Annotated in this window: 27 protein-coding genes; 21 read left to right on the top strand and 6 right to left on the bottom strand. The window is 64.0% G+C overall.

The window, feature by feature from the left end:
* Positions 1-123: 123 nt before the first annotated feature.
* From C811_RS15245 to C811_RS16115, 3 genes are all read left to right on the top strand, one after another.
* Positions 124-855, top strand: coding sequence for a DUF5067 domain-containing protein (locus C811_RS15245; RefSeq protein ID WP_016310611.1), 732 nt, complete (start codon positions 124-126; stop codon positions 853-855).
* A gap of 74 nt (positions 856-929) precedes the next feature.
* Positions 930-1,376, top strand: coding sequence for a helix-turn-helix domain-containing protein (locus C811_RS15250; RefSeq protein WP_016310612.1), 447 nt, complete (start codon positions 930-932; stop codon positions 1,374-1,376).
* A 79-nt stretch (positions 1,377-1,455) separates the two neighbouring features.
* Positions 1,456-2,793, top strand: coding sequence for a serine/threonine protein kinase (locus C811_RS16115; RefSeq protein WP_016310613.1), 1,338 nt, complete (start codon positions 1,456-1,458; stop codon positions 2,791-2,793).
* Here the strand turns inward: C811_RS16115 and C811_RS15255 are convergent.
* From C811_RS15255 to C811_RS15265, 3 genes are all read right to left on the bottom strand, one after another.
* The gene (locus tag C811_RS15255) at positions 2,777-3,625 is read right to left on the bottom strand and encodes a TrmH family RNA methyltransferase (protein ID WP_051127521.1); all 849 of its coding nucleotides are present in this window, start codon (positions 3,623-3,625) and stop codon (positions 2,777-2,779) included. The two genes, C811_RS16115 and C811_RS15255, sit on opposite strands and share 17 nt — an antisense overlap.
* A 118-nt stretch (positions 3,626-3,743) precedes the next feature.
* Entirely contained in the window at positions 3,744-4,874 is a 1,131-nt protein-coding gene (locus C811_RS15260; protein WP_016310615.1) for an acyltransferase family protein, read from the bottom strand.
* 138 nt (positions 4,875-5,012) lie between these two features.
* Complete coding sequence (locus C811_RS15265) at positions 5,013-5,615, bottom strand: helix-turn-helix transcriptional regulator (RefSeq protein WP_016310616.1); 603 nt, start codon at positions 5,613-5,615, stop codon at positions 5,013-5,015.
* A gap of 564 nt (positions 5,616-6,179) precedes the next feature.
* On the opposite strand from C811_RS15265, the gene C811_RS15270 reads away from it, so the two are divergent.
* From C811_RS15270 to C811_RS15345, 18 genes are all read left to right on the top strand, one after another.
* Positions 6,180-7,124, top strand: a complete 945-nt coding sequence (locus C811_RS15270; RefSeq protein WP_084811620.1) for an undecaprenyl-diphosphate phosphatase — start codon at positions 6,180-6,182, stop codon at positions 7,122-7,124.
* A 114-nt stretch (positions 7,125-7,238) separates the two neighbouring features.
* Positions 7,239-8,222, top strand: a complete 984-nt coding sequence (gene nrfD, locus C811_RS15275) for an NrfD/PsrC family molybdoenzyme membrane anchor subunit (RefSeq protein ID WP_016310618.1) — start codon at positions 7,239-7,241, stop codon at positions 8,220-8,222.
* A 23-nt stretch (positions 8,223-8,245) separates the two neighbouring features.
* Complete coding sequence (locus C811_RS15280; protein ID WP_016310619.1) at positions 8,246-8,707, top strand: GntR family transcriptional regulator; 462 nt, start codon at positions 8,246-8,248, stop codon at positions 8,705-8,707.
* 85 nt (positions 8,708-8,792) lie between these two features.
* Entirely contained in the window at positions 8,793-9,740 is a 948-nt protein-coding gene (locus C811_RS15285; RefSeq protein ID WP_016310620.1) for a slipin family protein, read from the top strand.
* Between the two features lie 206 nt (positions 9,741-9,946).
* A complete protein-coding gene (locus tag C811_RS16390; RefSeq protein WP_016310621.1) occupies positions 9,947-11,005 on the top strand; it encodes a DUF1810 family protein in 1,059 nt (352 codons plus the stop codon).
* A 122-nt stretch (positions 11,006-11,127) separates the two neighbouring features.
* Positions 11,128-11,445, top strand: a complete 318-nt coding sequence (locus C811_RS15290) for a hypothetical protein (RefSeq protein ID WP_016310622.1) — start codon at positions 11,128-11,130, stop codon at positions 11,443-11,445.
* Positions 11,438-11,707: a hypothetical protein gene (locus C811_RS15295; RefSeq protein ID WP_016310623.1), complete on the top strand. Its 270-nt coding sequence runs from the start codon at positions 11,438-11,440 to the stop codon at positions 11,705-11,707. The genes C811_RS15290 and C811_RS15295 overlap by 8 nt, the downstream gene beginning before the upstream one ends.
* A gap of 269 nt (positions 11,708-11,976) precedes the next feature.
* Positions 11,977-14,400, top strand: coding sequence for a molybdopterin-dependent oxidoreductase (locus C811_RS15300; RefSeq protein WP_016310624.1), 2,424 nt, complete (start codon positions 11,977-11,979; stop codon positions 14,398-14,400).
* A gap of 8 nt (positions 14,401-14,408) precedes the next feature.
* Positions 14,409-15,026, top strand: coding sequence for a 4Fe-4S dicluster domain-containing protein (locus C811_RS15305; RefSeq protein WP_016310625.1), 618 nt, complete (start codon positions 14,409-14,411; stop codon positions 15,024-15,026).
* 11 nt (positions 15,027-15,037) lie between these two features.
* Entirely contained in the window at positions 15,038-16,240 is a 1,203-nt protein-coding gene (gene nrfD, locus C811_RS15310) for an NrfD/PsrC family molybdoenzyme membrane anchor subunit (RefSeq protein ID WP_016310626.1), read from the top strand.
* A gap of 414 nt (positions 16,241-16,654) precedes the next feature.
* Complete coding sequence (locus tag C811_RS15315) at positions 16,655-17,221, top strand: HdeD family acid-resistance protein (RefSeq protein ID WP_016310627.1); 567 nt, start codon at positions 16,655-16,657, stop codon at positions 17,219-17,221.
* Between the two features lie 331 nt (positions 17,222-17,552).
* Entirely contained in the window at positions 17,553-17,834 is a 282-nt protein-coding gene (locus tag C811_RS15320; RefSeq protein ID WP_016310628.1) for a chorismate mutase, read from the top strand.
* Positions 17,831-18,631, top strand: a complete 801-nt coding sequence (gene aroF, locus C811_RS15325; RefSeq protein ID WP_016310629.1) for a 3-deoxy-7-phosphoheptulonate synthase — start codon at positions 17,831-17,833, stop codon at positions 18,629-18,631. The genes C811_RS15320 and aroF overlap by 4 nt, the downstream gene beginning before the upstream one ends.
* 574 nt (positions 18,632-19,205) lie before the next feature.
* Positions 19,206-20,243, top strand: coding sequence for a hypothetical protein (locus tag C811_RS0104335; protein WP_016310630.1), 1,038 nt, complete (start codon positions 19,206-19,208; stop codon positions 20,241-20,243).
* 722 nt (positions 20,244-20,965) lie between these two features.
* Entirely contained in the window at positions 20,966-21,580 is a 615-nt protein-coding gene (locus C811_RS15330; protein ID WP_016310631.1) for a hypothetical protein, read from the top strand.
* 24 nt (positions 21,581-21,604) lie between these two features.
* Entirely contained in the window at positions 21,605-22,444 is an 840-nt protein-coding gene (locus C811_RS15335) for an energy-coupling factor ABC transporter ATP-binding protein (protein ID WP_016310632.1), read from the top strand.
* The gene (locus tag C811_RS15340; protein WP_016310633.1) at positions 22,441-23,406 is read left to right on the top strand and encodes an energy-coupling factor ABC transporter ATP-binding protein; all 966 of its coding nucleotides are present in this window, start codon (positions 22,441-22,443) and stop codon (positions 23,404-23,406) included. The genes C811_RS15335 and C811_RS15340 overlap by 4 nt, the downstream gene beginning before the upstream one ends.
* A complete protein-coding gene (locus tag C811_RS15345) occupies positions 23,406-24,176 on the top strand; it encodes an energy-coupling factor transporter transmembrane component T family protein (protein WP_016310634.1) in 771 nt (256 codons plus the stop codon). Before C811_RS15340 ends, C811_RS15345 begins: the two co-directional genes overlap by 1 nt.
* Here C811_RS15345 and C811_RS15350 read toward each other — a convergent pair.
* From C811_RS15350 to C811_RS15360, 3 genes are read right to left on the bottom strand one after another with little or no spacing between them, the layout of a single operon-like run.
* Positions 24,173-24,496, bottom strand: a complete 324-nt coding sequence (locus C811_RS15350; protein ID WP_016310635.1) for a hypothetical protein — start codon at positions 24,494-24,496, stop codon at positions 24,173-24,175. The genes C811_RS15345 and C811_RS15350 overlap by 4 nt on opposite strands.
* Complete coding sequence (locus C811_RS15355) at positions 24,493-25,869, bottom strand: phthiocerol/phthiodiolone dimycocerosyl transferase family protein (RefSeq protein ID WP_016310636.1); 1,377 nt, start codon at positions 25,867-25,869, stop codon at positions 24,493-24,495. Before C811_RS15355 ends, C811_RS15350 begins: the two co-directional genes overlap by 4 nt.
* Positions 25,842-26,858, bottom strand: coding sequence for an alpha/beta hydrolase (locus C811_RS15360; protein WP_016310637.1), 1,017 nt, complete (start codon positions 26,856-26,858; stop codon positions 25,842-25,844). The genes C811_RS15355 and C811_RS15360 overlap by 28 nt, the downstream gene beginning before the upstream one ends.
* Positions 26,859-26,955 lie beyond the last annotated feature (97 nt).

Consider the following 26,955-nt stretch of genomic DNA (forward strand, 5'->3'; position numbering starts at 1 on the left):
CCTGGGCAGCGCTCGGGATTTTTATGCCTAACCTTAGCTGGCAGCTAATGAAACTGCCGCCGAGAACCGATACCCTTCTTCAAGCCTACGAGGTGAAATATCCATGAGAAGAAGGGAATCATTATGGAGAAGAAACCGACGTCCGGTCTTGCCGTGACGGGATTGGTGTTGGGGATCATCGCGGTGTTCAGCGCATTTGTGCCGCTGCTGAACCTGCTGTCGTTCCCGTTCGTGCTGCTGGCTATCATCTTCGGGATCATCGGGCTTGTCCAGACGATGAAGGGCGCCAAGGCCGGCAAGGGCCTCGCCATCGCCGGCCTTGTGCTCGGCGTGCTCGCTCTGCTGGTGACTGCGGCGATGTACAGCGGCGGCTCCTCCCAGGGCGCTTCTGCGGATGCCGCGGCAGGCGCGAGCGCGCCGGCTGCCGAGCAGACGCAGGGATCTGCCGGGGGCGCCCCTGACGCGGCAGGCAGCGCCGATGCCGCTGCCGAGGCCCAGCAGAACGAGCCCGCTTCCGATTACGCGGTGACCATCGACGGATGCCGCGTGACCGAGGACTACGCCGGCGCGCCGGTGGCGGTGGTCACCTACACCTTCACGAACAACAGCGAGAAGGCTACGAGCTTCGCGGTGGCCCTGCGTCCCCAGGCGTTCCAGGACGGCGTCGAGCTGAACACCGCCATTGGGTCGGATTGGGATTCGGAGAAGTACATGAAGGATGTGAAGCCCGGTTCGTCGTCCACGGTGGAGATCGGCTACAACCTGGAAGGCGAGAGCGATGTGACGGTGGAAGTGACCGAGCTCTTCAGCTTCGATGAGATGCTGCTCGCCGAGCAGACGTTCTCCTTGAAGTAACGGCGTCAATGCGACACAATGGTGGGCGGCGCGGTCCCTGCGGGCCGCGTCGCCCTTAAGGTGCAGAGGGCGCCATGGCACGGAAGAGGAGAAAGAAGCGCGTGGAAGAGCCGCTGACAGAAGATATGCTCGCTGAGCTTTTGGATGCGTCCGATCCGCGGGCGTTCATCAAGAAGCCCGAGGTGCGCCCGCGCGACCTGTCGGCCTATCTCAACCAGCTGCTTCAGGCCCGCGGCCTGAAGCGCGCCGCCGTGGTGCGCGACGCCGGACTGAACGAGACCTTCGGCTATCAGATTTTCACCGGCACGTGTCGGGCCTCGCGAGACAACCTGTTGAAGATCGCCTTCGCCTTGGGGCTGACGCTGCGCGAGACCAACCGCCTGTTGCAGGCGGGAGGGGTCAACGAGCTGTACTGCAAGAACCGTCGCGATGCCATTATCATCTTCGCTATCAGCCATGGCTATGCGCTGCAGAAAACCGAAGAGGAACTGTACCGGTTCGGGGAGGCGACGATCGGCTAGAGGCGCTTCGGACTGGAATCGGGCCGCCTCGGACGCCGCATGGTCGGCAATCGAGGCGGCCTTTGGTACCATAGAGGCTATGAGCAACGATCCGCTGGCGACATATCTGGAAGCCCTCGCACGGGACGACTGCTACCGCGTCCACCGTGTTTTGAAGGCGAGTGCGCACGAGACCACCGAGGTGGTCTTCTTTATGGGCGCCAACGACGCGGCGCTCGGCCCGTTCGTGCGCAAGCGCATCAGCGGGGAGGTGCCGCTCGGGAGCGCCTACGGTCTGATCATGGAAGCCCAGCGTGCCGGCCGGCGGTTCCGCCACCTGCCCCGCATTTACGACGTGCACGAGCGCGACGGCGACTTGGTGGTGGTCATGGAATTTGTGGGCGGCCGCACACTGCGCGACCTGGTCTACGAGCAGGATGCCTCGCCGGCGCTCGCCTGCGCGGTGTTCCCGGCTCTGTGCGACGGGGCTATCGAGCTGCACGAGGCGTTCGCCCCGCCCCTCATCCACCGCGATTTGAAACCGAGCAACATCATCGTGAGCGATGGCGGCCTCACGATCATCGACTTCGGTATCGCCCGCAGCTTCCGCGAGGGGGCCGGCGCCGATACAACCCACTTCGGCACCCGCTCCTATGCGCCGCCCGAGCAGTTCGGCTACGGTCAGACCGACGTGCGCAGCGATGTCTACGCGCTGGGCATGCTGCTGTACTACCTGGTGACCGAACGCGATCCGGATGCCCAGGTGGCAACTGCGGGCTTCACCGAGCCGGACGTGCCCTCGGTGCTGCAGCCGGTATTGCGACGGGCCTGCGCCTTCGATCCCGCGGCGCGCTTCCAAACGGTGCGCGAGCTGAGAGCGGCCTTTATGGCCGCGATGGCTCAGCAGCCTGGGGCTGCGGCGGTGCCGGCGCCTGCCGCCGCGCCATCGGCGCATGCGCAGGTGCCGATGGCGCCAGAGACGCGAGGCCCTGCCGGGACGCTGTTGTCCCATGGCGGCTCGGCTCTGGCCCCGGCAGCTTCCCCGCCGACGTCTGAGGCTGCGGACGCCCCGACGTCCAAGGCTCCTTTCGGGTCGGGGAGGGTGTGGACGGTCCGTTCCGTGAGCGCCGTTATCGTGTGCGGCCTGTTCGCGTTGGTGTCGGTGCTCTGCGCTTTCGGCTCCTCGGGCGATACGGCGACGTGGCCCTTGGGATTGCGGATGCTGTATTTCTGGCCGTTCGGCCTCTTGTTCTTCGGAGGCGCGGCCTGCCTGTGGATGGGAGACTCCCTTTTCGCGAAGCTGTTCGCGCGGTTCGGTCTGACCACGCGCGCCCGCAAGCGCTTGGCGGGGTGGGGGCTCATCGTGGCGTCTTCGCTTATCCTCACTGCAGTGGTCGGATTGGCCGAATCGCTCGGATACCCTACCTCTCGCGGCTAGCCTGCCCTCGGTCCTCCCAGCGGGTTTCCCAGAAGGCGACGGCGCTTGCGGCGGCCACGTTGAGGGAATCTACGCCGTGGGCCATGGGAATGCGCGCGGTCATGTCGCAGGCGGCGATGGTGTCCGCAGCCAGGCCGTCGCCCTCGGTGCCGAGGACGAGCGCTAGTTTCTCAGCCGATTTCAGGCGCGCGTCGGTGATGGGGAGGGCTGTGTCGGTCAAAGCGAGCGCTACGGTGGCGAAACCTGCCTCGCGCAGAAGAGCGCAACCTTGCGCCGCCCAGGTGCGCTCGCCTTCCAGATGCACCCAGGGCACTTGGAACACGGTGCCCATGGACACGCGGGAGGCGCGGCGGAAGAGCGGGTCGTGGCAGGCCGGCGTCAGCAGCACCGCGTCGATGCCGAGGGCTGCGGCGCTGCGGAAGATGGCGCCGATATTCGTGTAGTTGGTGACGTCCTCCAGCACGGCCACGCGATGGGCGCGCGTCAGCAGGGCGGCCAGATCCGGACGCGGGGGACGGTGGAAGCAGCACAGGGGCCCGCGGGTCTCCCGATAGCCGGTGACGGCACGCACTTCCTCGGTCGGCGCCACGATGACGGGGGCGGCCGGCGCGGCGGCGCGAATGCGCGCGAGGAGCGGCGCTGCTGCCCGCTCCCAACGCTTGTCGGTGAGCACGGCGAAGGGTGTGCAGCCGGCGTCGAGGGCTCGCGCGATCACGTTGACCGATTCGGCGATGAACAAGCCGTCGGCCAGTCGGTCCGGATCGGCGTCGGCATCGCAGGCGCGGGCGAGGCCGACCAGCTGCTTGGGGTCGCGCAGCTCGCCGTCGGTCATGGAGGCGAACGGGGCGAGGTGGGTGGGAAAGGACTGCTCGTCCTCAACGGGCGGCTTGCCGGCCTCGGCGGCGTCGGCCGTCCCGTGCCGCCCGGCCGCGGCGAGGTTTCGCGGCATCTCAGCTCACACCCTTCTTCACGATAATCGCCGGGGGTGGCGCCAGATAGCGGGCCGGGTAGATGATGGCGGCGGCCTTGCCGCAGCGCTCGAGTGCGGCTGTTACGAGCACGGGTGCGGCAAAGCAGGCGACCAGGCCCGCGGCAAAGCAGAGCCAGGGGGCGGCGCTGACGCTCAGCCCGCATGCCGACAGCCCCGCGACGGTCAGCTTCAGCGCGATGGGCCCCACGAGCCAGAAGGCCATGGTGTAGCGCGTGGCGAAACCGTAGAAGGCGTTTTGGGTGCCAGAGCGAAATGCCGAGGAGAACAGCGAGGCAAACCAGAAGATGCCGATGGCATCCAGAAGGGCGTGGGAGGCCTCGCCGAGCCAGCCGGCGATGAAGGTGATGACGCTGGCGGCGATCCACAGCGAGCCGAGGGCCCAGGCTTTCTCGCGGCTGCGCAGCAGCGGCAGGGCACCGAACAGGGAGACGGCCATGCCGGTGGCGAACCAGATCCAGTTCTCGGCAACCGACACGACGGCGTAGGGCAGCTGGGCGGCAGCCGGTGCGCTGCCGGGCAGCGAGAGCGCCGCGACGATGGCGAGCTTGCAGGCAAGCGCGGCAAACAGGAGGCCGCGGGCATTGCGGCGGCTGATCACGGTGGGAGTGATGGCGTAGAGGATGAGCGAGGTGTAGAGGTAGCCGAGGGGCTCCATGGGGCGAGCCAGGAGCGCATCGAGAAGCGTGGCGCCGTCCAAGACGCGCGCGCCGCCCGTGACGGTGCTCGCGGCCAGGGCAAGCACGGTGAAGACAGCGAAGGGCACCAGCAAGATGACGGCCTCCCGCCGCAGGTTGGCCATCCAGGCGCTGCGGGTGCGCACGCTGCGATAGCGCTGGTACAAATACCCGCTCGCGAAGTAGAAGAGGGGAAACTGCATCGGGAAGAGGCAGTCGATGGCCCATTCGGCGATACCGCCTTCGGGAATGGCGCCGAAGGAGGCGGCGAAGGCGAGCAGGCTGCCGAAGGCGATGAGGAGGGCGGCGGTGGCCTCCATGTTGACGACCCACGTGTCTTGCGGGTGGTCGAGTCCGCGGCCGTGCATCTCGTGGATGGCGGCGGGACGGTTCGCTGTGTCGGCAGTTCGGTTCATGGCGCCTTCGTGGTCGTGCGGGCGGGTCGGATCGTCGGTGCCGTTGCCGGCCTCGACGGTTGCCTCATCATCGCCGAGGCCGGCGTCTCCTTTTGCGGGACGGCTGCAAAAGGGGCGCGCGGGCGGTGGGCGGCGCGATCAGGCCTGCCTCTCGTGTTCGGTCGCCGATGGCCGGATACGGGCGATGCGCTCGTAGGGCTCGGGGCGATTCTCGTCGGCGAGCATGATCCGCTCGAATTCGCGGCGCCGGGTCACGTAGGCTTTTCGGAAAATATTCGAGGCGTGGAACTGCACGGTTCGCGGCGACAGGCGGCACATGACGGCGATCTCGTCGTAGCTGCGGTGCTGCAAGATGAGCTCGGCGATGGTCGTCTCGCGCGGGGTGAGGCCGAGTGCGTCAAGCTCGCGGCGTATCAGCTCGGCGCGACTTGCGAGGTGCACCTCCTGGCGGCGCAGGTCGCGCTGGCGCAGGGCGAGCATGATCCCGATGGCGATAAAGCCGGCGGCGCAGGCGAGGGCTCCGGCTATTAAGGAGAGGTGCAGCGCGTCGGTGGAAGCGGGATTGCCCAGCGCAATGGAGCAGGCGCCGCCGCCGAGGGCGCACGCCGCTCCGAAGGCGGTAAGGGCCCCGATGAGGTAGGGGAGGGAGCGGGGCGCAGACGCTGGCCTGGGCGGCGCGCCACGGAGGTCGGTGTGGAGGTGCGTGAAGGTCGCCCTGGCGACCGGAGTCGTTCTGCTCATGGCTCTTCCTTTGTCTTCGAGAATGCGAACGCCGGGGTTCGCGGTGCCCCCGAGCCGAAGGGGCGCACGTCTGCGCTGCGGAAGGTTGCGGATGCGGGGCAAAGGGGCACTTCGTCCCGCAAGCGGCGGCTTTCTCCTGGGCCATCGGGATCTCCGATCATAGTAGTGCGACGGTCGCCCTACCCGGCTGCGCCGTCGGCTTTCCCAAGCGATTACCCAGCGGCGAGGTTGCCGTAAAGGAAGGGGCCGCGGGAGGGCCGCAGGCGGGGATGTTGCGGCGCCCGCACCCGTTTCAAGGGGAGGAAAGGGGCCGATTGCGCGCGGAAGGCGGCCTCATACGGGGAGAATGCGGCGAGAGCGCAAAGGGCTCGCCGCGGCGGATCTGGGGTCGAGCCGTGTCCGTGAGGTTGTCCAAACGTGGACTTTCTCGGGAAGTGGAGGGACGCCTGCCCGTTCATGCTAGGATTTTGCGGCGATGCGCCCGAGTGCGGGCGCAGGATAGGGCGGCCTGCACGGGGCTGCGATCGAAACCGAGACTGAAAAGGTGCGAGCGTTCCCATGGATATGTTCATCGAGATTCTGAAAGCGTTCTTCATCGGCGTGGTGGAGGGCATTACCGAGTGGCTGCCTATCTCCTCTACCGGACATATGATCCTCGTGGACGAGTTCGTGAAGCTGAACGTGTCGCCTGAGTTCCTCGAGCTGTTCTTGGTGGTCATCCAACTCGGCGCCATCATGGCCGTGCTCATTTTGTACTTCCACAAGCTGAACCCCTTCTCGCCTCGCAAGACGGCGCCCGAGAAGCGCGGCACGTGGCGGCTGTGGGGCATGGTGGCCATCGGGTGCATTCCGGCGGCGGCCATCGGCCTGACCCTGGATGATTTTTTCAACGAGTACTTCTACAACGCCTGGACGGTGGCGGTGGCGCTTATCGTGTACGGCGTGGTGTTCATCCTGCTGGAGCGGCGCAACCGCAAGCGCGAGGCGGCGTGGCTGGCGTCCCGCGGCCCGCGCGCTTCTCGGGGCGCCCATGCGCGGCCGCTGCCCGTGGGCCCGGGCGATGACGGCGACGATGCCGAGGCCGCCCTGTTCCGCGTGCGCACCGTGGACGAGATCGACTGGAAGACGGCGCTTAAAATCGGCTGCTTCCAGATGCTCGCCATCATTCCGGGCACGAGCCGCTCGGGCTCCACCATCATCGGCGGCATGCTCTGCGGCTGCTCGCGCACGGCGGCGGCCGAGTTCACGTTCTTCTTGGCCATTCCCGTCATGTTCGGCTGGGGCGTGCTGAAGCTCATCAAGTACATCCTGGCCGTGGGTCTGGCCATGACCGCCACCGAGATAGCCGTGCTCGTCGTGGGCATTGTGACGGCATTCGTGGTGTCGGTCATCTCCATCAAGTTCCTCATGGGTTACATCAAGAAGAACGACTTCACCGCTTTCGGCGTGTACCGCATCATCGTGGGTATCGTGGTGTTGGCCTACTTCGGCGTGAAGGTGCTGCTGTAGGCTGGATGCGGAATCGTGGATCCCGCAACATCGGTAGTCAATTGAATTGTCTTATGATAATCTGGCCTCCAAGGAAAGGTTCCGCGCGGGCGGGTGCCGAGAAAGGGGAGGTCTGTGTTCAGCGAGCTGGTCGTGGCCTACCTGTTTCTCGGGGGCGCCGGTGCCGGCGCTTGCGCGGTTATGGCCGTTGCGGGACTGCTTGTCGACGGCGATCAGCTGCGCTTGTGCGCCACGTCGCGTTTTCTTGACGAGCGCGCCCGGGCCTACGGGCACTTTTTCGGAACGGGGCTTACCGCGAGCGTCGCGGTGCTCGTACTGGGAATGATCTGCCTTGCGGCCGATGCGGGACGTCCCGATCGGCTGGTGCTGCTCGCGGTTTCCGAGCCGACGAACTATCTTGTTTTAGGGGCGTGGTCCCTTTCAGCGTGCTTTGGGCTCGGGGTTTTGGCCGTTCTTGCATGGCGCGGGATTTTGCCGGCCACTCTGGCGGCTTTTCGTGTGCTGGGCGTATTGCTGGCCGTCGTCTCGTTTGTGACCATGGCCTACACGGGGCTGTTGCTCTCGAGTATGGCTTCGGTGCCGTTATGGCACAGTCTGTGGCTGCCGGTGATGTTCGTGCTTTCGAGCCTCTCGTGCGGCATCGCGCTGGTGCTGGCCAGCGCGATACTGGGGAGAAGCGCCTGTGCTTTCGCAAGCGTGCTGCGCATGCTCGTTCGCATCGACGGTCTGATTATCGTTGTCGAGGCGCTGGTTCTGGCGGCTTGGCTGGTTGCCGTATGTGCGGCGGCGGGCGCCGGGTCGGCAGATGCGAATGCGACATCCACCGATGCCGCCGCCCTTGCCTCGGTGCGCCTGCTGCTTGCGGGACCGGATGCGTTGGCATTCTGGGTGGGCTTGGTGGCCGTCGGGCTCGTTGTGCCGCTGGCCATCGATGCGATCGCCTCGTGCGCCCTCAGTTCGCCCCGCGCCTCCTTGGCGACGCTGTCCGGACAGACCGCGTTTCTGGCATCGGCGACAGGTGTCCTCGTCGGGGGCGCTTGTTTGCGCGCAACCATTGTGTCCGCTGCTCTTGTGCCCGCCGCCGTGAGCTTGCTCTAACCGCCCTCAAGAGAAAGGCCCCCATGTTTCCCTTCGAGATCGACGAATCCAGCGACGTGCCCCTGTGGGTGCAGCTGCGCAACCGCATCGCCTACCTTATCAACGACGGCTACTTCAAGCCCGGCGACAAGCTGCCCACGGTGCGCGGCTTGGCCTCGGAGATCTCCATCAACTACAACACGGTGAACAAGGCCTATCTGAGCCTGGTGTCCGACGGGTATCTGGAATCGACCCGCGGCCGCGGCGTGTTCGTGACCGACATGGTGGCGCAAGAGGGCGGCGAGGGCCGCGCCGAAGTAGAGGCGGTGCTCGACGAGTGTATCGCCTCGTGCCGTGAGATGGGCATGGACTACGACGACATCGAGCATGCCATGGGCCGCAAGATCAAGCGCCTGAAGCACGAGGAGGCCCGCGAGCGGGGCGAGGTGGCGGCCCGTATCATCGACTTCGAGCCGAAGCGCACCTTGCCGGCGCAAGAGGCCTGATCGGCGCGCCCGGCGCGCACGTTTTGACCGTCCAGAGTCCGAATTTGGCGCAGGGGCGGAGAAGGAAAGGGAGAAGGAGAGAACGATGCGCAGGCAGTCAAACGAGGCCGGCCCGTCCGAGAATCGCAGCCGCCGCTTTCGCGTGGCGCCCGACGCCTCCACGCAGGTGGTGGAGGAGCGGGCGTCGAATGCCGGGGTGCTCCTGTTCTCGGCAGTGCTCTTCGCCGCGGTGTTCCTCGTGGCGTTGGGCCTCGGTGGCCTGGTGGCGGGCGTCGTCACGCTGCCGGGCATTGCGGTTGCGGCTGTGGCGGCGGCGTTGGGGACGGCCAGCTGCCATGTTGCCCAGCAGTGGGAACGGGTGGTAGTGCTGCGCCTGGGCCGTTTCAACCGCGTGTCGGGCCCGGGGCTGTTCTGGACGTGGCCCGTCGTGGAGGCGAATACCCTGCGGGTGGACACGCGCATGCGGGTGACCACCTTCTACGCCGAGGAGACGCTCACGGCCGATCTGGTGCCCTTGGATGTGGATGCCGTGCTGTTCTGGCACGTGTGGGACGCGAAGGCGGCCTGCCTGGAAGTGGGCGATTTCACCCGGGCTGTGGAGATGGCGGCCCAAACGGCCCTGCGCGACGCCATCGGCCGGGCGGGGGCCGCCGAGGTGGCCATCCGCCGCGAGCAGCTGGACCGCGAGCTCAAGCGCGTGCTGGAGGAGAAGACGGCGCCCTGGGGCGTGACCGTGCTGTCGGTGGAGGTGCGCGACATTTTGCTGCCTCGCGAGCTGCAAGAGGCCATGAGCCTGGAGGCCCAGGCCGAGCAGCGCAAGAAGGCCCGCATTATCCTCATGGAGGCGGAGCAGGACGTCTTCGAGACCCTGGCCGAGATGGAGGACTTGGTGGGCGGCCCCGAGGCCGTGGGGCGTCTGCGCACCATGCACCTGCTGAACGAGTCGCTGCGCGAGGGCAAGGGCACCGTGGTTATCCCCAGCGCCTTCGCCGAGGGCTTCAACGAGGGCGTGGGCGACCTGCTCAAGGGGTAGATATCAAGAATCTTTGATATTCCGCCAAACCGCCAATTCGTCAAGAATATTTGACAGCCCTACAAACACGCAGCCTGATTCCAGGGTCGAATGCGTTTGAGCTCGGGGTGTATTGCAAAAATCGGACTATTGCGACTACGTTCAAGGGCGTCGATATGCGGTAGCGTGGTCTTCGATGGAATTGAGGGACGTGGGAAGGTGGCGACATGGCGGAGCATCGCGACGAGTTGAACATCGGTCGTTTTCTGGAAGCGCAGGCTGGTGGCATCTACGAGCAGGCGTTGGCGGAATTGCGGGCCGGCTGCAAGCAAGGGCACTGGATTTGGTTCGTCTTCCCGCAAGTGCGGGGTCTCGGGTTCAGTTGGGCGGCCGACTACTACGGTATCGGAAGCTGGGAAGAGGCCGAGGCCTACCTGGCCGACGAGGTGCTGAGGAGCCGTCTGCGCGAGGCGGCCCGAGCGCTGCTCGATCTGCCGGGGGACGACCCCGAGGCCGTGCTCGGACCTATCGACGCCCTGAAAGTGCGCTCCTCCTGCACGCTCTTCGAGCTGGTGAGCGATGCCCCGGAGTTCCCTGCCGTCCTGAATCGCCACTACGCCGGCGAGCGCGATCCCCTTACGCTGGAGATAGTCAAGGGCTTTCCGACGCACAACGTGCTCTTTCTTGATTTTGATGGTGTCATGCAGCCTGATTACGACAAAAGCCATGAGATGCCATTGGATGAATTTTGCGCATTGAGGACATGGGCGGCGGAAAACTATGAAGACGAAGGATTTCTCCACGTGGGAAATGATGATATAGCTGCTGCCCTGCGAGATTGGACGAACGAGGCCGTCGAAGGTGTCCGGCGTATCGCAGAAGAGGGGGATGCGCGTATTGTCATATCGAGTAGTTGGCGCTTTTACGACGAGGACGACAATCTTCGGTGCCTGCTCAAGCTCAGAGGACTCGACGGGCATTTCGCGGGCGCTCTTTCACGTAGCCATTCCCTGGAGAGAGAAGATGCCATACGGTTGTATTTGGCGCAGCATCCCTGTTCGGTTCGGAATTATGTAGCGGTAGACGACGCAAAGCTGATCGGTCTCGATGGCCATTTTGTCCGCATCCGCAAAGGATCGATTCGAGAAGAAGATGCGGAAAAGGCGCTCTTGGTTTTGAACGGAGAAGGGTATTGCGAGTACGAAGGCGATGACGAAGGTGACGAAGAAGAGGGGTTTTGGGAGCTTGACCCCGTTGTCGCCTCCTCAATAGAGTGGCGCATGTGAAAACTAATTGGAACCGTCAGGGCTGGATAGCGAAAATTGAAATCCTCTTGATGATTGAAAGTGGTATCGAATTCGAATAGAATATGAGTACTTGAATCGATACCTTTTGAAGGGAGTTAATCATGCCCTTGCCAGTTGTTGACATGCCTCGCACAACCCCGATCTATTCGTTCGCTGCTCTCAAAAGCAAGCAGCGAGAGGTTAAGGAACGCGGAAGTCGTGAAGTAGTGCACATCACCGAGAATGGAAACGCGGCCTATGTTTTCTGTTCGGAAGAGGTGTTCGCCGAAGAGAAGGCCCAAGCGGTGAGGGATGCACTCTACGAGCAGGAGCTTATTTCCCTTCTCGAGCGCGCGGAGGCTGACCGTGAAGCGGGTCGTGTCTATCATGGCATCGATGCTGTTAAGTGCGAAATAGGCAAGAGGCTTCAAAATGGCTGACATCGATTTTTCGGAGGCCTTCGTTGAGGGCATGCTCAAGGTTCGTCTTGAGTCAAAGCGCAACGAAATATTCGAAAAGATAGAATTGCTTGCGTTTGTGCCTGAGATGGGTTCGAGAATTCTGCCAGAATCTGTCGTGCGTCGTTTCGGTAGGGAAGTAAGAAAAGTCGTTATCGATCCTTTCGATATCATCTACCGGTATTTTCCCGAGGAAGATCTTGTCTTTGTGGAAGGTCTGCTTTATCAAAGGGAAGCTCAGTAGACGTGGGCGGACTCCAGGCGGCTTTGAATTCCAGGAGAACTGTCCTTACTGCGCTGTCAGATTAATTATCCTCAAAATAGATAACCCATTTCAAAATTGTCATATGATAATCCTTGCATTGTCATATGACAATTTGCTATAGTGTGCCCCGTGGAATTTGGCCAATTCTCAAGGATTACCAGTTTGAGGGGACGAAACAGCGGCCGCGTGAGGAGACGCGGCCCGCAACGCCGGGAAGGCGCGGTCCCTGGGAATTCAAAGGAGGAGAGATGTCGGGAGCACGAAACTCCACGCTCACCCGCAGGAGCTTCCTCAAGACAACGGGCGCGGCCGCTGCCGGGCTCGCCTGTGTGGGCGCCGCTGGTGCTGCCTTGAGCGGTGAGGTGCTGGCCCCTGCCCGGGCCCATGCAGAGGGAGAGGAGCGCACGGCTCATCTGTGCCACCAGTTCCATTGCTTGACGGGATGCAATCTGAAATGCACCATTCGCGATGACCGCATCACGCTGATCGAGCCGAGCGACTTGATGGTCGACAAGAAACACTCGACCATCTGTCTGCGCGGCATCGGCGAGGTCGCGCACATTTACGCACAGGATCGTCTCAAGGTGCCGATGAAGCGCGTTGGCGAACGCGGCGAGGGTGAATTCGTCCAGATTAGCTGGGACGAGGCCATCCAGACTATCGCCGACAACCTGAAGGAGGCCCAGCAGAAATACGGCGAGGGATCGGTCTTCATCCGCAAGTCCACCGAGGCGGGCATAGAATTCGACTTCCTGGCCCAGCTGATCCATGCGGATTCTGGTGGCAACTGGGGACTCGACCGCGGCCAGGCCAACGGCCTGGGGCCGGCTCTGGGCCCGTGGAGCTATCTTTCGAACCGCTCCCACTGGGAGTTCAAGGATGCGGCCACCATTATCGAGCTGAGCCACAATCCTTTGGAGAGCGCCATGGTATGGTCGCGCCCGCTGATGGATGCGAAGGAGGCGGGCACCTACATTGTGACCATCGACCCGCGCTTCACGGGCACGGCGGCGAAATCCAACGAGTGGCTTCCCGTGCGTCCCGGCACCGACGCGGCGATTATCCAGGGCATGCTGAAGGCCATCGTGGACAATGGCTGGTATGACGAGGAGTTCATGCTCGCACGTACTTCCTGCCCCTATCTGGTTGATCGCGCCACGGGAAAGAGCTATCGCAGCGCCGAGGTCGTGGCCCCCAACCCGACCGTGGTCGGCGCCGAGCCCGTGGGCGCCCCCTTCGTGTGGGACACCGTGACCAATGCCCCGGTTCTGTACGACAACGCGACCGCCGTGCCGGCCCTCGAGGGCGAGTGGACGGTGGACGGCATGCAGCTGGTTACCGAGTTCACGCTCATCAAGGAGTGGCTGGATACGATCACGCTTAGTTGGGCTGCGCAGACGTCGGGCATCGACGAGCAGGTTATCGTGAACTTGGCCGACCGCTATGCCAACAACGGCCCTGCCATTATCGACATCGGACTGGGTGGTGCCGACAAGTACACCAACGCCGATGTGCTGGGCCACTCGACGGCTCTGCTGGTGGCCTTGACCGGCCAGTACGGCAAGAAGGGCGCGGGCCTCGGCTCCTATTGCGGCTTGGGCTCCAATGATCCTTCGGCAACGCTCAACTACTGGGTTCTTCCCGAGGAGTACCACTACGGGGAAAGCCCGGTTGCCATGTACGACATGCCCTACCAGGAGAACAACATTCATGCGGCCCTGACGTTCGGCGATGCGTTCACCCTTGAGGCCGGAGCGGCGAACGACATGCTCGAGTGGGTGAAGTCCCTCGACTTCTTCGCCATCGTCGACCTGTACCACTCATCGGCGGTGGACTACGCCGACATCGTATTGCCTGCCTGTACGAAATTCGAGTGCGAGGAGAACGTGAAGCAGCTGCGCGACAGCATGGGCCACGTGATGCTGGCCAACGGCATGGTCGCCCCGCTGTTCGAATCGAAGAGCGACTTGCAGATCGAGCGCTTGCTCGCCGCCCAGTGGGGTCTTGAGGATCTGCTGCCCGAGACCTACGAGGAGCTCGCGCGGTTCATGCTCGACGGCGCGGCGGAGCTCGACCCGCGCATGGAGGGCATCACCTACGACGCTCTGCTGGCCAACGGGGGCGTCATGGCCCTGCCGGAAACCGGCGAGGACTACCTGCCCGACGGATTGGCCGAGGGCTTCCTGACGCCGTCCACGCGCATCGAGCTGTACTACGAGTATTTGGCCGACCAGGGCCATGGGCTGCCAGTTTACGAGGACGCGAACGAGGCCTACGAGAGCAATCCCAAGAAAGAGCAGTTCCCGCTGTACTTCACCCAGGGCAAGAGCCGTTATCGCATCCATGCCTACTACTCTGCGAACGAGTGGTTCCAGGAGGACTTCGGCCCCAGCCTGAACATGGCACCCGAGGATGCCGAGGCTCGCGGCATCGTCACCGGCGACGACGTGCGCGTCTTTAACGATCGCGGCTCCTTCGTGGCGACGGCGCTGGTGAACCGCTCGCTGCAGCCGGGCGTGCTCTTCATGGCCGAGACGACCTACACGCGCTACTACAAGGAAGGGTTCTTGCAGAACGTGACCAACTCGGCGCGGCTCGAGCGCGGCTATTCGATGTTCTTCGGCCCCCAGATTCCCTACAACGATGTGTTGGTGGAAGTAGAGAAGGCGTAGGTGAAATCATGACGAGATACGGAATGGCCATTAACCAAACGCGCTGCATTGGCTGTCAGACGTGCGCTTTTGCCTGCAAGATGCAGAATGGCGTGGCGAAGGATATGCGCTGGAACCGCGTGCTTACCGAAGGGGGCGGGGTGGCAGACGACGCCCAAGGGCAGTACCCGAACCTTACGCGCACGTACCTGCCGCTGGCGTGCCAGCATTGCGAGAACCCCGCCTGCCTGAAGGCGTGCCCCACCGGCGCCACCTACAAAGACGAGATGGGTCGCGTGGAAATCGACTACGACAAGTGCATCGGCTGCCGCATGTGCATGGCCGCCTGCCCCTACAACGCCCGCTCCTTCAACTGGGCAGAGCCGGCATTCGTGCCCGATTTCGTCTATGGCGACGGGCAGGTCGAGCGCCGGGAACGGGGCGTGGCCGAGAAGTGCACCCTGTGCAAGGAGCGCACCGACCGCGGCGAGGAGCCCCGCTGCGTGCAGTGCTGCCCGCTGGATGCCCGCATCTTCGGCGACCTGGACGACCCGAACTCCGAGGTGTCGAAGGTCATCGTCGAGCGCAAGGCCCGCGTGCTCTTGGAGGAGCAGGGCACCCGCCCGCAGGTCTACTACTTCGAATAGGGAGCGAGAAAATGGAACTGTTCAAGCGAAACAAAGCAGCTACGGCGGTACTGGCCGTGCTCGCCTGCGTCGGCGTGGGCGCCTGGATCTACCAGCTCGTGGGCGGCCTGGCCGTGACTGGCATGTCCAACGGCGTGTCGTGGGGAGCCTACATCACCATGTTCATGTTCTTCGTGGGCCTGTCGGCCGGAGGCCTCATCGTGGCCTCCTCGGCCAGCGTCTTCCACATCAAGGCGTTCAAGCGGGTGGCCATGCCGGCGGTTATTCTGTCCACGGTATGCATCTGCCTGGCCGGCATGTTCGTGCTCATCGACCTGGGCGGCATTCAACGCGTGTGGCGCATCGTGACCGGTCCGAACCCGGCGTCGCCTTTGGTGTGGGACATCTGCGTCATCACCTGCTACCTGGTCATCAACATCCTGTACCTGCACTTCATGCGCAAGGGGGCCGAGCGCGCCGTGGCCATGGTGTCTCGCTTCGCCCTGCCCTGCGCCATTCTCGTGCACTCGGTGACCGCCTGGATCTTCGGCCTGCAAATTGCCAAGGAGGGCTGGTTCACGGCCATCATGGCTCCTATCTTCGTGGCGAGCGCCATGGACTCGGGCCTGGCCCTGCTGCTCATCGTGCTGTCGGCGCTGAACGCCTCGGGCCGCTTTAAGACCCCCAAGGAGCTCATCGCGAGCCTGGCCGGCCTTTTGGCCACCTGCATCGCGGTGGATGCCTACTTCATCTTCTGCGAGGTGCTGACCATGGGCTATCCCGGCGCTGCCGGTGCCGAGACGCTGGCCCTCATGACGGCGGGTCCCACCGCCCCGTTCTTCTGGTTCGAAGTTATCGGCGGTCTGCTTATCCCCTTCTGCGTGCTGGTCTTCGCGAAGAACCGCGCGAAGACGGGGCTCGTGGTGGGCGCGAGCGTGCTGGTGGTGGCGGGCGTGCTGTGCAAGCGCGTGTGGCTGCTGTTCACCTCGTTCATCGGCCAGAATGTGGCCGGCGCCCCGGGTGTGATGACCGCCGACGGCTGGGCGATGGCCGGCTCCTATGCGCCCACGCTCGTAGAGGCGGCCATCATTGTGGGCGTGGTGTCGGTAGGCGCCCTCGGCTTCATGGCCCTGGCCTCGAAGCTGCTTCTGCCCGCGACTGAGGAGGAGACGGTTCCGGCTGCGACCTCCCGCGCTGGTGCCCCCGATCTGGAGTTTGACCCGCAGGTGGCGTAAGCGAGGAAGAGACGGGAAGGGGGCTTGGAGCTTCGCGGTTAGGTCGAGGCGCTGAACCCCTGCGGCTCGGTCGCCGCTCTTCCGAGTTACAACCTAGAACGTTTCCAACCGGGCCTCCGTGCTGCAACGGAGGCCCGGTTTTCATATCTTGATGGCCCGGGGTACCGAAGTTGTCAGATCGTCAACGGAATGATGTCCGCCGAGCGGCGTTGGTTACGTAACAGTGACGGGGCTAGCCCCTGTTCAACCGGTTGCTTTCAAGGCCCATGCGGTGAGCCTGATTTTGTGCGCGCGCCTTAACATGGTGTCCATAGGAGATGGTTCTGCTGTCGCTCGCACCGTAGGGAGGGCGGTGACACAACGGCAGGAACCAGGATACGGGCGTTACGGGCGCCGAGCGATAGGAGTTGCCTTATGGAGAAGATTTTGGATCTGGTGCGGTCGAACAACCTGGTGCAGGCGGTGCTGTGCATAGCCTTTGGCTTGTTCCTCATGATTTATCCCTCCATAACCATTCAGGGCATCATCATGCTGTTCGGCGTGGCCCTGGCGCTCATGGGTGCGGCCGGTCTGGTGTCCTACTTCCGCCAGAAGAGCGTGCGCTATCGCAATACGGGTACCCTCATGGGAGCGGTCTTCTACCTCATCATCGCCCTTATCGCCTTCGTGTTTCCCAAGGTGATTGCCGGGTTCTTCTCGGTGGTGCTCGGTGTGGTGCTCATCCTGTTCGCCATTGTGAACGTGGTGCGGGCCCTGGGGTTGCGCGCCTTCGGGGGCAGTATCTGGATCGCCGTGCTCGTGGCCGCCGTCATCGTGGGTGTCGGCGGTGTGCTCATCGTGGTGAATCCCTGGGGCGCTTCCATGACCTTCGTGCTGGTGCTGGGCGCGGCCTTCATCGCCAACGGTGCCGTGGACCTGTTCATCGAATGGTACGCCCGCGATTCCGCCAAGCAGGCCGACTTGATGGCGCGGCCCCGCTAAGGAGCGAGGCAGCCGGCGCGAGGGAGGTGCCGGACTGCGTGCCGGCCCCGTCGCCTTAGAGCGCGCTGCTCGGGCGGTCACCCCGCTGATCGAGCCGTGTCTCGGGCTCGGACGGCGCCTCCGCGCTGGCGTTCCCGCTCCTTCCGCATCCCGCTGGCTCGCATTCGATTTTACCGATGGCGGCCCGTCGTGGGCTTCTATAACTTAATTGCTCCATGACCCCTGCTCGCGCGGGGGTCTTTGCTATCATGGACGCCACGCGAGGGCCGCCTGCGCCGCGTGGGCGCGTCGGCCATGCTCGTTCAAGTTTTGGTACACGAAAGGAAAAGCGATGTCTGAAGAGAACAGCAATCTTGCCGAGATTCAGAAGCATCGTGAGCAGATCGACGCCATTGACCGCGAGATCGTCGCGCTTTTGAACAAGCGTGCCGGCCACTCGCTGGTCATTCGCGGTCTGAAACCCGGTGCGCATATGGGTCTGTACGACGCGCGCCGCGAGGAGGAGATCTTCGCGCGGGTGGACAGCTACAACGAGGGGCCGCTGTACAACGAGAACCTCCGCGAGATTTATGCCACCATCCTCAAGATCATGAAGGAGACGCCGTCCGTATGAGCGAAGTGAAGATTGCCCCCATCCCCGATCTCGGCCAGCGCACTGACGAGATCACCATTTACGCCGGGCCCTGCTCGGTGGAATCGACCGAGCAGTTCAACGAGGTGGCGGAGTGCGTCGCCGATCTCGGTCTTTCCTGGATCCGCGGTGGCGCCTTCAAGCCCCGCACCAACCCCCATTCCTTCCAGGGCTTGGGCGAAGAGGCGCTCAAGATCATGAAGGCCGCCGGCGACACCTACGGCCTGAAGACGCTCACCGAGGTCATGGACTCGGCCCACTGCCAGCTGGTGGCCGATTACGTGGACGGCCTGCAGGTGGGCGCCCGCAACTTCCAGAACTTCAGCCTGCTGAAGAAGATCGGCCAGGTGACCGCCGAGAGCCAGCAGATGGTGCTGTACAAGCGCGGTTTCGCCGGCACCATCGCCGAATGGCTGGCCGCCACCGACTACATCACCGATTGCGGCAACAACAACGTGGTGCTGTGCGAGCGCGGCATCCGCACCTTCGAGACGGCCACCCGCTTCACGCTGGACATCGCTGCGGTGCCGGTCATCCACAAGCAGTCGCTGTATCCGGTGTGCATCGACGTGTCGCACCCGGCCGGTCAGCGCGACCTGGTGCCGGCCCTGGCGAAGGCCGCCGTGGCGGCTGGGGCCGACTCGCTCATGATCGAGGTGCATCCGAACCCGCCGGTGGCCCTGTCCGACGGCCCCCAGCAGCTGACTCCGGCCCAGTTCCGCGAGCTCGTCGCCGAGCTGCGCGAGCTGGCCGCCTGCCTGGGCAAGAAGATCGTATAGCGGCTTTCCGCTGCTGCGTATTGCTGCTTAGAAGCCCATCTCGCTTTGTGCGAGGTGGGCTTTTCGCTTGTACGCTTTGTTGCTGAAGACGCTCGCCCCGCCCCCGCCGTTTGCTGTTTCGGGGAGGGTGGAGCTGCTTGCGCGTGGACCGGTGGTGGCGCGCTTTCAACGCCCAATCGCCGGCCTGCAACGGCAATGCGGTCGCTGTGCTTAGGCCGCTCATTGGCATTGAGCGCCGTAGTGAGAAGAAAAGCGCGGTTTTCGTAACTTTTAGTGCCAGGGGGTCGGGAAACCTCTTAGGGAGTTTTACGTTTTGCCTGGTCACGGTTCCACCAGCAAGCGATGCTGTTTCTGTCGCCTACGAAAACCGTCATTTTCTTCTCACTTTCAGCGCTTGCGGGGCACGTGTGGAGCATTGAAAACGCTTCATATCAGAATGCAGATGGAGCATGGCGTGCGTCGCGGATGTGCTTGGTGCGCAAGCGGCAAATGGGGGAAGGCCAATTTATGAAGGCGGTTTCTCTTCCTGAGCAAAATGGTCAGCACAGTGAATCCTTGGAGGAGGATTGAGCCCGTGGGGAAGCAGCTCGGTCCCTGCCGCTACACTTCGCCCATGCGAATTTTTCTCTATGGCATATCGTCTTTTTCGTATTGGCTAACAGCCGAATGTCGTCCGAATGCCCATTGCGGTGTTGGGGTATCGGCTTTGAAATCGTGCGTGCCTCATCGAAAGACAGTTGAGTATCTGGAGAAGGTATTTCCCTCTATCCCCCAACCGTATCACGTGACCGTGCCTGTTTCCTCGAAGAGCTCGGTCCCGCAGGCGATTGCCCATTTATCGCGCTTCGCGTTCGCGGAGAGGCCCTTCGTGCGCATCGAGAACGGTGTCTTTGCCAGTTGTCCCGAGCTCTGCTTTGTACAACTTGCTCTGACGCTTCCCTTTCACGAGCTGGTAAAAGCCGGAGATGCCCTGTGCGGCAGCTTCTACATCGATCCGACAGCTGACAACGGTCTTGGAAGTCGAGTGCCGCTTACTTCGAGGAAACGTATCGAGGCATTTGTTCGGCGCAATGTGGGGTTGAGGGGCGCAAAGCAGGCGCGGCGAGCGCTGCGATCGGTGGTCGATAATGCCGCCTCGCCTCCCGAGGCGTTTCTCTGGTCAGTTCTGAGTTTGTCGCAGCGTTATGGGGGTTATGGGATTCCCGATCTCGAGTTGAATCGTCGAATCAGGCCGAGCAAGCGGGCTCGTCGCATTGCCCGTCGCGAGACGCTTGTTCCCGACGTGAGTCACCGGGAAATACGGCTGGTGATCGAGTACGATTCGAATTCTGAACACCTGACGCCGTTTCAAATAGCGCGTGATGCCTCTAAACGGATGGCGCTTGAGGCCGACGGCTACAAAGTGATCTCGGTGACTACCCGGCAGCTTGCCGACGCGAGAGAAATGCGGAACGTGGCTGATCAGGCGAGTGGGCACTTGGGGCGCCGCCTCCAGATAAAGGCGAAACGGTTCCAGGATTCCCATCGAGTGCTGTATGCAACAGGCTGGTCGTTGGGGCGCTATCACCGTCGACTGTGGCTTGAGGGCGGTCGCGCTTCGGACGAGATGTAAGGCGGTTGCCTTTGGGTTGGGAGTGGAGCGACTCTCTTTGCGTTTGTTGCCGGGAAATGAGAAGAAAAGCACGGTTTTCGTAGACTTTTGAGTGGTTTATGGGTTGCAACTCTGAAATTTCGGGATGTTTTCCCAGGTAAATCGATTGTCATGATGACAGAGGAGAAGTCAGAGTTACGAAAACCGTGCTTTTCTTCTCAATTTGCAACAGGGAAGTGGTGTTGTGGCGGCGCCGGCAGGCCGTTGGCGGGCGATGGGGAAAATAGGGGCTTGCGCGATCAGGTTTCTGTGCTAAAGTACACGCAGCAATTGAATATACCTTAAACCGATGAGGCGAAGATCAAGCCATCCGGGCACTCACAGAGAGCGGGCGCAGCTGAGATTCCCGCAGAACGCCAGAGGGTAAATGGATCGCCGAGGGAAAGGGGAAAGGCCCACCGCCGTTTGTTCCGGCGAGGCCGAGTATCTGGACCGTGAGCCTGCGTTAAAGGCAGAGCGGGTGATGGCCCGTTCATGAGAGGGTTCGCTTCGGCGAATCAATTAAAGGTGGCACCGCAGATCAAGGGATCTGTCCTTTAAGCGAAGGACAGATCCCTTTTTTGTTGGGAAAAGCCGGGAACCTCTCAAGGCGTCGGATACGGGGCAATTGCTGACACAGGAAACGCTCGCAGGCGCGAGCACGAGGGGCAGCAGGGAAGCTGCCCGAGAAAGGACTGATTGACATGGCAGAACTCCGTATGACCGCTGACGCCGAGAACGCTCCCGCCCAGGCCGGCGGCGCCAAGCGCACCGTCGCCGCGACCGAGAAGAAGGGCCTGCAGGTGCAGGACCTCATCCTGGTGGCCGTGCTTCTGGCCGCCGGGGCCGTGCTGAAGCTGACCGCGGGCAGCCTGCTCGCCTCCTTCGGTATGAAGCCGAATTTCACCATCGCCGCCTACTGCCTGGCCATCATCATCATTCGCCCGAATGTGGCCCAGTCGCTGGCCATCGGCCTCATCGCCGGTTTGGTGTGCCAGATTCCGATGTTGAACGCCACGCCGCTACTCAACATTCCCTCGGAGCTTCTGGGCGCGCTCGCCTGCGGCCTGCTCATCCACGTGCCCATGAAGATCGGCGGCAAGCTGGACATCAACCCGCTCGTGAACACCTTCATCTCCACCTGCGTGTCCGGCTTCACCTTCGCGGCGCTGTCCGTCTACATCAACGTGGTGTCCGTGGGCGGCGACTTCGCCGTGGCCATGGCGGCCTATGTGGCCATCGTGCTGGGCACGGCCACCTTCAACTGCATCTTCGTCCAGGTGCTCGCCGTGCCCCTGAAGAAGGTTCTGAAGAAGTAAGTAGGCTATCGAGGAAGAGCAGCTATGATCGAGTTCAAAGAGTTCAGTTTTCGGTATCGGGAGGGGGAGGCGCCGGTGGTGCGCGACATCACGCTCTCCATTCCCGATGGGTGCTTCGTGGGCATCACCGGGGCCGCGGGCAGCGGGAAGTCCACCCTCACCTATGCCATCAACGGCATCATCCCGCACTGCTACCCGGGCGACTTCTACGGGTCGGTGACCGTGGAGGGGCTCGATACGGTGGAGGCGTCGCTTACCGATATCTCACGGGTGGTGGGCAGTGTGTGCCAGGACATCGATTCGCAGATGGTGTCCACGGTGGTGGAAGACGAGATTCTCTACGGCTTGGAGAACTTCGCGGTGCCCAAAGACGAGATTCCCGCGCGGGTGGACGAGGCGCTTGGCGCCATGGGCATCGCTGATTTGCGTGACCGCACCATCGACAGCCTGTCGGGCGGTCAGAAGCAGAAGGTGGCCGTGGCCTCGGTCATCGCTCTGCAGCCGCGCGTGCTCGTGCTGGACGAGCCCACCGCCGAGTTGGACCCGGCCTCGTCAGTGGCCGTGTTCGACCTGCTCGCCCGCTACGCCCGCGAGCACGGCACCACCGTCGTGGTGGTGGAGCAGAAGATCGCGCTTCTGTCCGATTACGCCGACATGCTCGTCATTGTGGACGGGGGGCGCATCCGCTTCGCCGACACGCCCGATGCGGTGCTGGCCCACTCCGACGAGCTTTTGGCCCTCGGCGTGAACGTGCCGCGGGCCACTACGCTCATGAACGCCTTGGGTGCCCAAGGGCTCTATGGCGGCCCGACGGTGCGCAACGTGGCCGGTGCCGCTGCGGCGCTGAAGGAGGTGCTCGCATGATCGAGTTCAAGAACGTGTCGGCCTCCTACGACGGGGAGCTCGCGGTGCTGCGCGACGTGAGCTTCACGGTGGGCGACGGCGACTTCGTGGCCTTCGTGGGCACCAACGGCGCGGGGAAGTCGACCACCATGCGCCTGGCCAACGGGCTTCTGAAACCCACGGCTGGCGAGGTGCTCGTGGACGGCGTGCCCACTACCGCTCTGAAGACGAGCGAGCTGGCGCGGCGCATCGGCTTCCTCTTCCAGAATCCCGACCGGCAGATCTGCTGCAACACCGTGCGCGAGGAGCTGCTCTTCGGCTTCAAAGCGCTCGGCGAGGAAGGACCGGCGGCCGAGGAGCGGGTGGACGCGATCATCGAGCGCTTCGGCTTCGACGCCGACGCCGAGCCCTATCTGCTGAACCGGGGCACGCGCCAGCTTCTGGCACTCGCCTCCATCATCGTGCTCGCGCCGCCCACCATTATTCTGGACGAGCCCACCACCGGCCTCGACTTCCGCGAGTGCGTGAAGGTGATGGACGTGGTGCGCGAGCTGAACGAGGGCGGCACGACTGTCATCACGGTGTGCCACGACATGGAAGTGGTGGGGGATTTCGCCCGCCGGGTGATCGCCATGACCGGCGGGCGGGTAGTGGCCGATGGCGCCACCTTCGACGTGCTGCGCGACGGGCGCGTGCTGAAGGAGGCCCACATCCTGCCGCCCCAGGTGACCGAGGTGTCCATGATTCTCGGGCGCGACGAGGGGTGCCCCGAGGCCATCGCCCAGGCCGATACGGTGCCCCAGATGGTGGCCGCCATCGCCCAGGAGCTGCAGCTCGAGGGCCGGGCTGCAGCCGAGGCCGCAGCTCTGGCCAACGACGTGGCGGCGGCTCTCTCTGCCGAGACGGTGGCCAGTGCCGCGGCTGTGGTGGAGGCGAAGGCGATGCTCGGAGATGCCGGTGCGGACGGGGAAGGGGGCCGATAATGGCGAAGTTTCTGGAATACGTGCCGGGAAACAGTTTTCTGCACCGCATGAACCCCTCGGTCAAGCTCATCTGCGCCGTGCTGTTCGCCATCGCCTGCTTTGCGACGAGCAACCTGGCGTTCCTGCTCGTGCTGCTGGTCGGGGCGCTTGTCTTGGCCGCCTCGTGCGGGCTCGGCCGCGAGACGGCGGGTTTGTGCCGGGCGGTGTTCGCGTTCTCGCTCATCCTGGCGGTGGTCATTCTGCTCACCACGCCCCACGGCGTGCCGCTTGTGCCGCTGCCCTGGGGCTTCATCGGCACTGGCAGCTTGCTGGCGGCCCTCACGGTGATCGTGCGCCTTATGGCCGCGGCCATTCCCTTGTTCCTCGTGTTCTACGTGACGAAGATGAACGACATCACGAACTCGGCGGTGAAGCAGCTGCATGTGCCCTACAAGTACGCCTTCACCTTCACGAGCACGGTGCACTTCATTCCGGTGTTCATGAACGATATGGCCGGCATCATGGAAGCGCAGACGGCCCGGGGCGTGGAATTCGACGGGTCGCTCGTGAAGAAGGTGCGGCTCATGATTCCGCTGTGCGTGCCGCTGCTCGTGAGCTCGGTGCGCAAGACGAACTCGGCCGCCATCGCCGCCGAGGTGCGCGGCTTCAACCTGCGCACCCGCGAGAGCGGCTACAAGGACTACCCGCTGGGTGCCGGAGACTGGGGTGCGCTGGCCGTATGCGTGCTCGTGCTGGCAGCGGCCATCGCGCTGGCGGCACTCGGGCTCTAGCGCAACGAGAAGTACTTGCTGAGCTTCACGCTGAGGGGGCCTTGGGTGAGCAGGAGCTTGGCGATGACGAGCAGCACAATGCCGGCGCCCAGGGCGATGAGCAGCGCCGGCAGCCCGAAGGCGGCCGCGGCGATGGCCGCTGCGGCGACCACAACGACGATGAGTGCGCCGAGGGCCCGGTGCACCGTGCGCGAGAGGCGGTGCCAGATGGCCACGGGGAAGGGCGAGGGTGTCACCTGCCCGGTAAGCGTGCTTCCGCACAGGGCGCAGCGGTCCACCTCCCCGGTGTAATCGAGGTGGCAGCGGTCGCAGTGCCTCATGGCCGGTCTCCCTTCGCGCGCTCGCCCAAGCGCCCCTGGTCGCGGGCGGGGGCGGCCGCCTTGTGCTCCTGCCACGCGGCGCCGATGGCAGCGAGACGCTCTTCCAAGGCCGATTCCCGTAAGGCAGCGTCCACCTGCTCGCCGCTCTTGTTGAGGTTCGCCTGGCCATGCAAGCCCTCGGCGGCCAGCACGTCTACTAGATGCCGCGTCGCCCGCAGGCTCACGAAGCGGCTGGAGACGCCGATGCACAAATCGTTTCCGCAGGTGCACAGGATGAAGTTCAGGCCGGCCGGCGAGGTGAGCGCGCTGATGCCCTCCACGTAGGGAGTCACCGCGTCGTCCAGCTGCACGCGGCCCAGGCTGGATACGGTGCAGGTTACCTCGCGGGCGGCTCGCCAGGCGGCGAAGTCGAGGGCCGCATCCTTTACGATGAGGGGCACCGCGCGTACGAGCGGGTTCTTCTCCAGCTTCACCATGCGCATCATGCGGCGCTTGAGCGAGGCTGGCCGGGTGCCCGCGGCCAGCTGCTCCTGCACGCGGGCGGCCACCTCGGCCAGGGGCTCGTCGGCATCCCCCGGCACGTAGGTGACATAGGCCAGGCCGAAGAAGTTGCGCAGGGTGGTGGAGCCGAAGAGCGCGCGCAGGTCCACGGGCACGTCCATGTGGATGGCGCGCTGCCGTTCGGCCCCGTGCATCTCGCGGCGCAGGGCGCAGACGACCGCCGCCACCAGGTAGCTCGTGACGGTGGCACCGCAGGCCTTGGCGGCGGCGTGCACGGCGTCGGCGGGATAGTGCAGTTCCAGGTAGGTGGGATCCACGTCGGTCTTCCAGCCTGTCAGGCGGAACACTTGCGGCTGTGCATCGGCGCCGGCAGCGGCGCGATCGTAGTGGGCCGAGAAACTGTCCTCGGTCTTGGCGGCCTCGGTGCCGGCGTAGGGCGCCCGGTCGACGGCAACGTTGTAGCGCGCTTCCACGTAGGCCGCGAGCAGCACCCTCACGAATTCCAAGGTGCCGCGGCCGTCCGAGATGATGTGGGACACTTCCACGTTGATACGCCGACGATGGTAGGTGACGCGGAAGAGCACGCTTGCGGGCCCGGTGTGCAGGCTGAAGCACACCGGCAGCGTCTCCGGCTCGACGCGGGGCGGTGCGGGCGCGGGCACCAGGTAGTGCCAGAACAGGCCGTTTCTCAGGCACACGTTGAAGCCGGGGAAGAGCGCCACAGCCGCATCGAGCGCCTGCTGCAGGGCGTGGGCATCCACCTCGTCGGCCATGGTGGCGGCGATGCGGAAGACGGTCTGGGTGCCCCCACCGGCCTGGGCGGCGTAGAACTTGCCGACGTTGTCTAGTCGGTACCAAGCAGGGGCGTCCATGGGAGCTTGCCTTCGGTGGGAATGGGGTCGTCGTCGAGGAAATGCGCGATGAGCCGGTAGGTGTCGCGCACGAGCGAGAGCACCGAGGGGTACAGGAAGTAGCCGTGCACGCCGTCGGTCATGCGGAAGCAGGCCACCTCGCTTCCCTCGGCATCGAGCCGGGCCGCGAAGGCCTCGCCCTCGTCGCGCAGCGGGTCGTACTCGGCGGTGATGACCAGCGTGCGGGGCATGTCGGCCAACGACGTCGCGATGAGCGGCGCGAAACGGGAATCGTGGAAGTCCTCGGGCGTGCGCAGGTACAGCTCGATGTAGTCCACGATGGCCTGGCGGGTGAGGATGTAGTCCTCGCCGTTCTCGCGCACCGAATCGAACAGGGTGCTCTCGCTGTGGTCGTTGTAGGTGAGCGGATACAGCAGGATCTGCGTGCGGGGGCGGAACTCGCCGCGCTCGCGGGCCAGAAGGCCCACCCCGGCCGTGAGGTTGCCGCCGGCCGAGTCGCCCATGAGCACGATGTGCTCGGGATCAGCATCGGGGATGACCTCGCCGGCGAACAGGGCCCGGGCCACGGCGTAGCAGTCCTCCAGCGGTACGGGGAAGCGGCACTCGGGGCTGCGACGGTAGTCAACGGCGATGACTCGGCGCTCCAGCTTCAGGGCCGTACGCATGCAGGCGTCGCTGTAGAAGTCCACGTCGCCGTTGGCCCAGCCGCCGCCGTGCATATACAGGATGGTGCCGCGATGATCCTCGTTCACGTGGAGCCCCGCCTTCAGCGAGAAGTCGATGTCGAGCGGGGTGAACACGCGCAGGGGTATCTCGTAGCCGTCGTCGGCGGTGGCAGTGATCTCATCGATGCGGCAGCGCGGATCGGCGATGGTGAGCTTGCCGGCGGCGTCTTCCACCTTGCGCTGGGCATCCCACGAGGAGGCCACGTCGGGCTGCACGAGCGTGATGGCTTTTATCACGGCCTGGACCACGGGGTTCATGGGCATGGCTGCTCCTTTACTCGTTGACGGTGCGTAAATGATGAGGCCCATGCTAAGCGATAAGGCCTTCCGACGGCTACCGCCGGAAGGCCTTGGCATCAAA

Origin of the sequence: Adlercreutzia caecimuris B7, from assembly GCF_000403355.2 — a bacterium.
In the GTDB taxonomy this organism is placed as follows: domain Bacteria; phylum Actinomycetota; class Coriobacteriia; order Coriobacteriales; family Eggerthellaceae; genus Adlercreutzia; species Adlercreutzia caecimuris.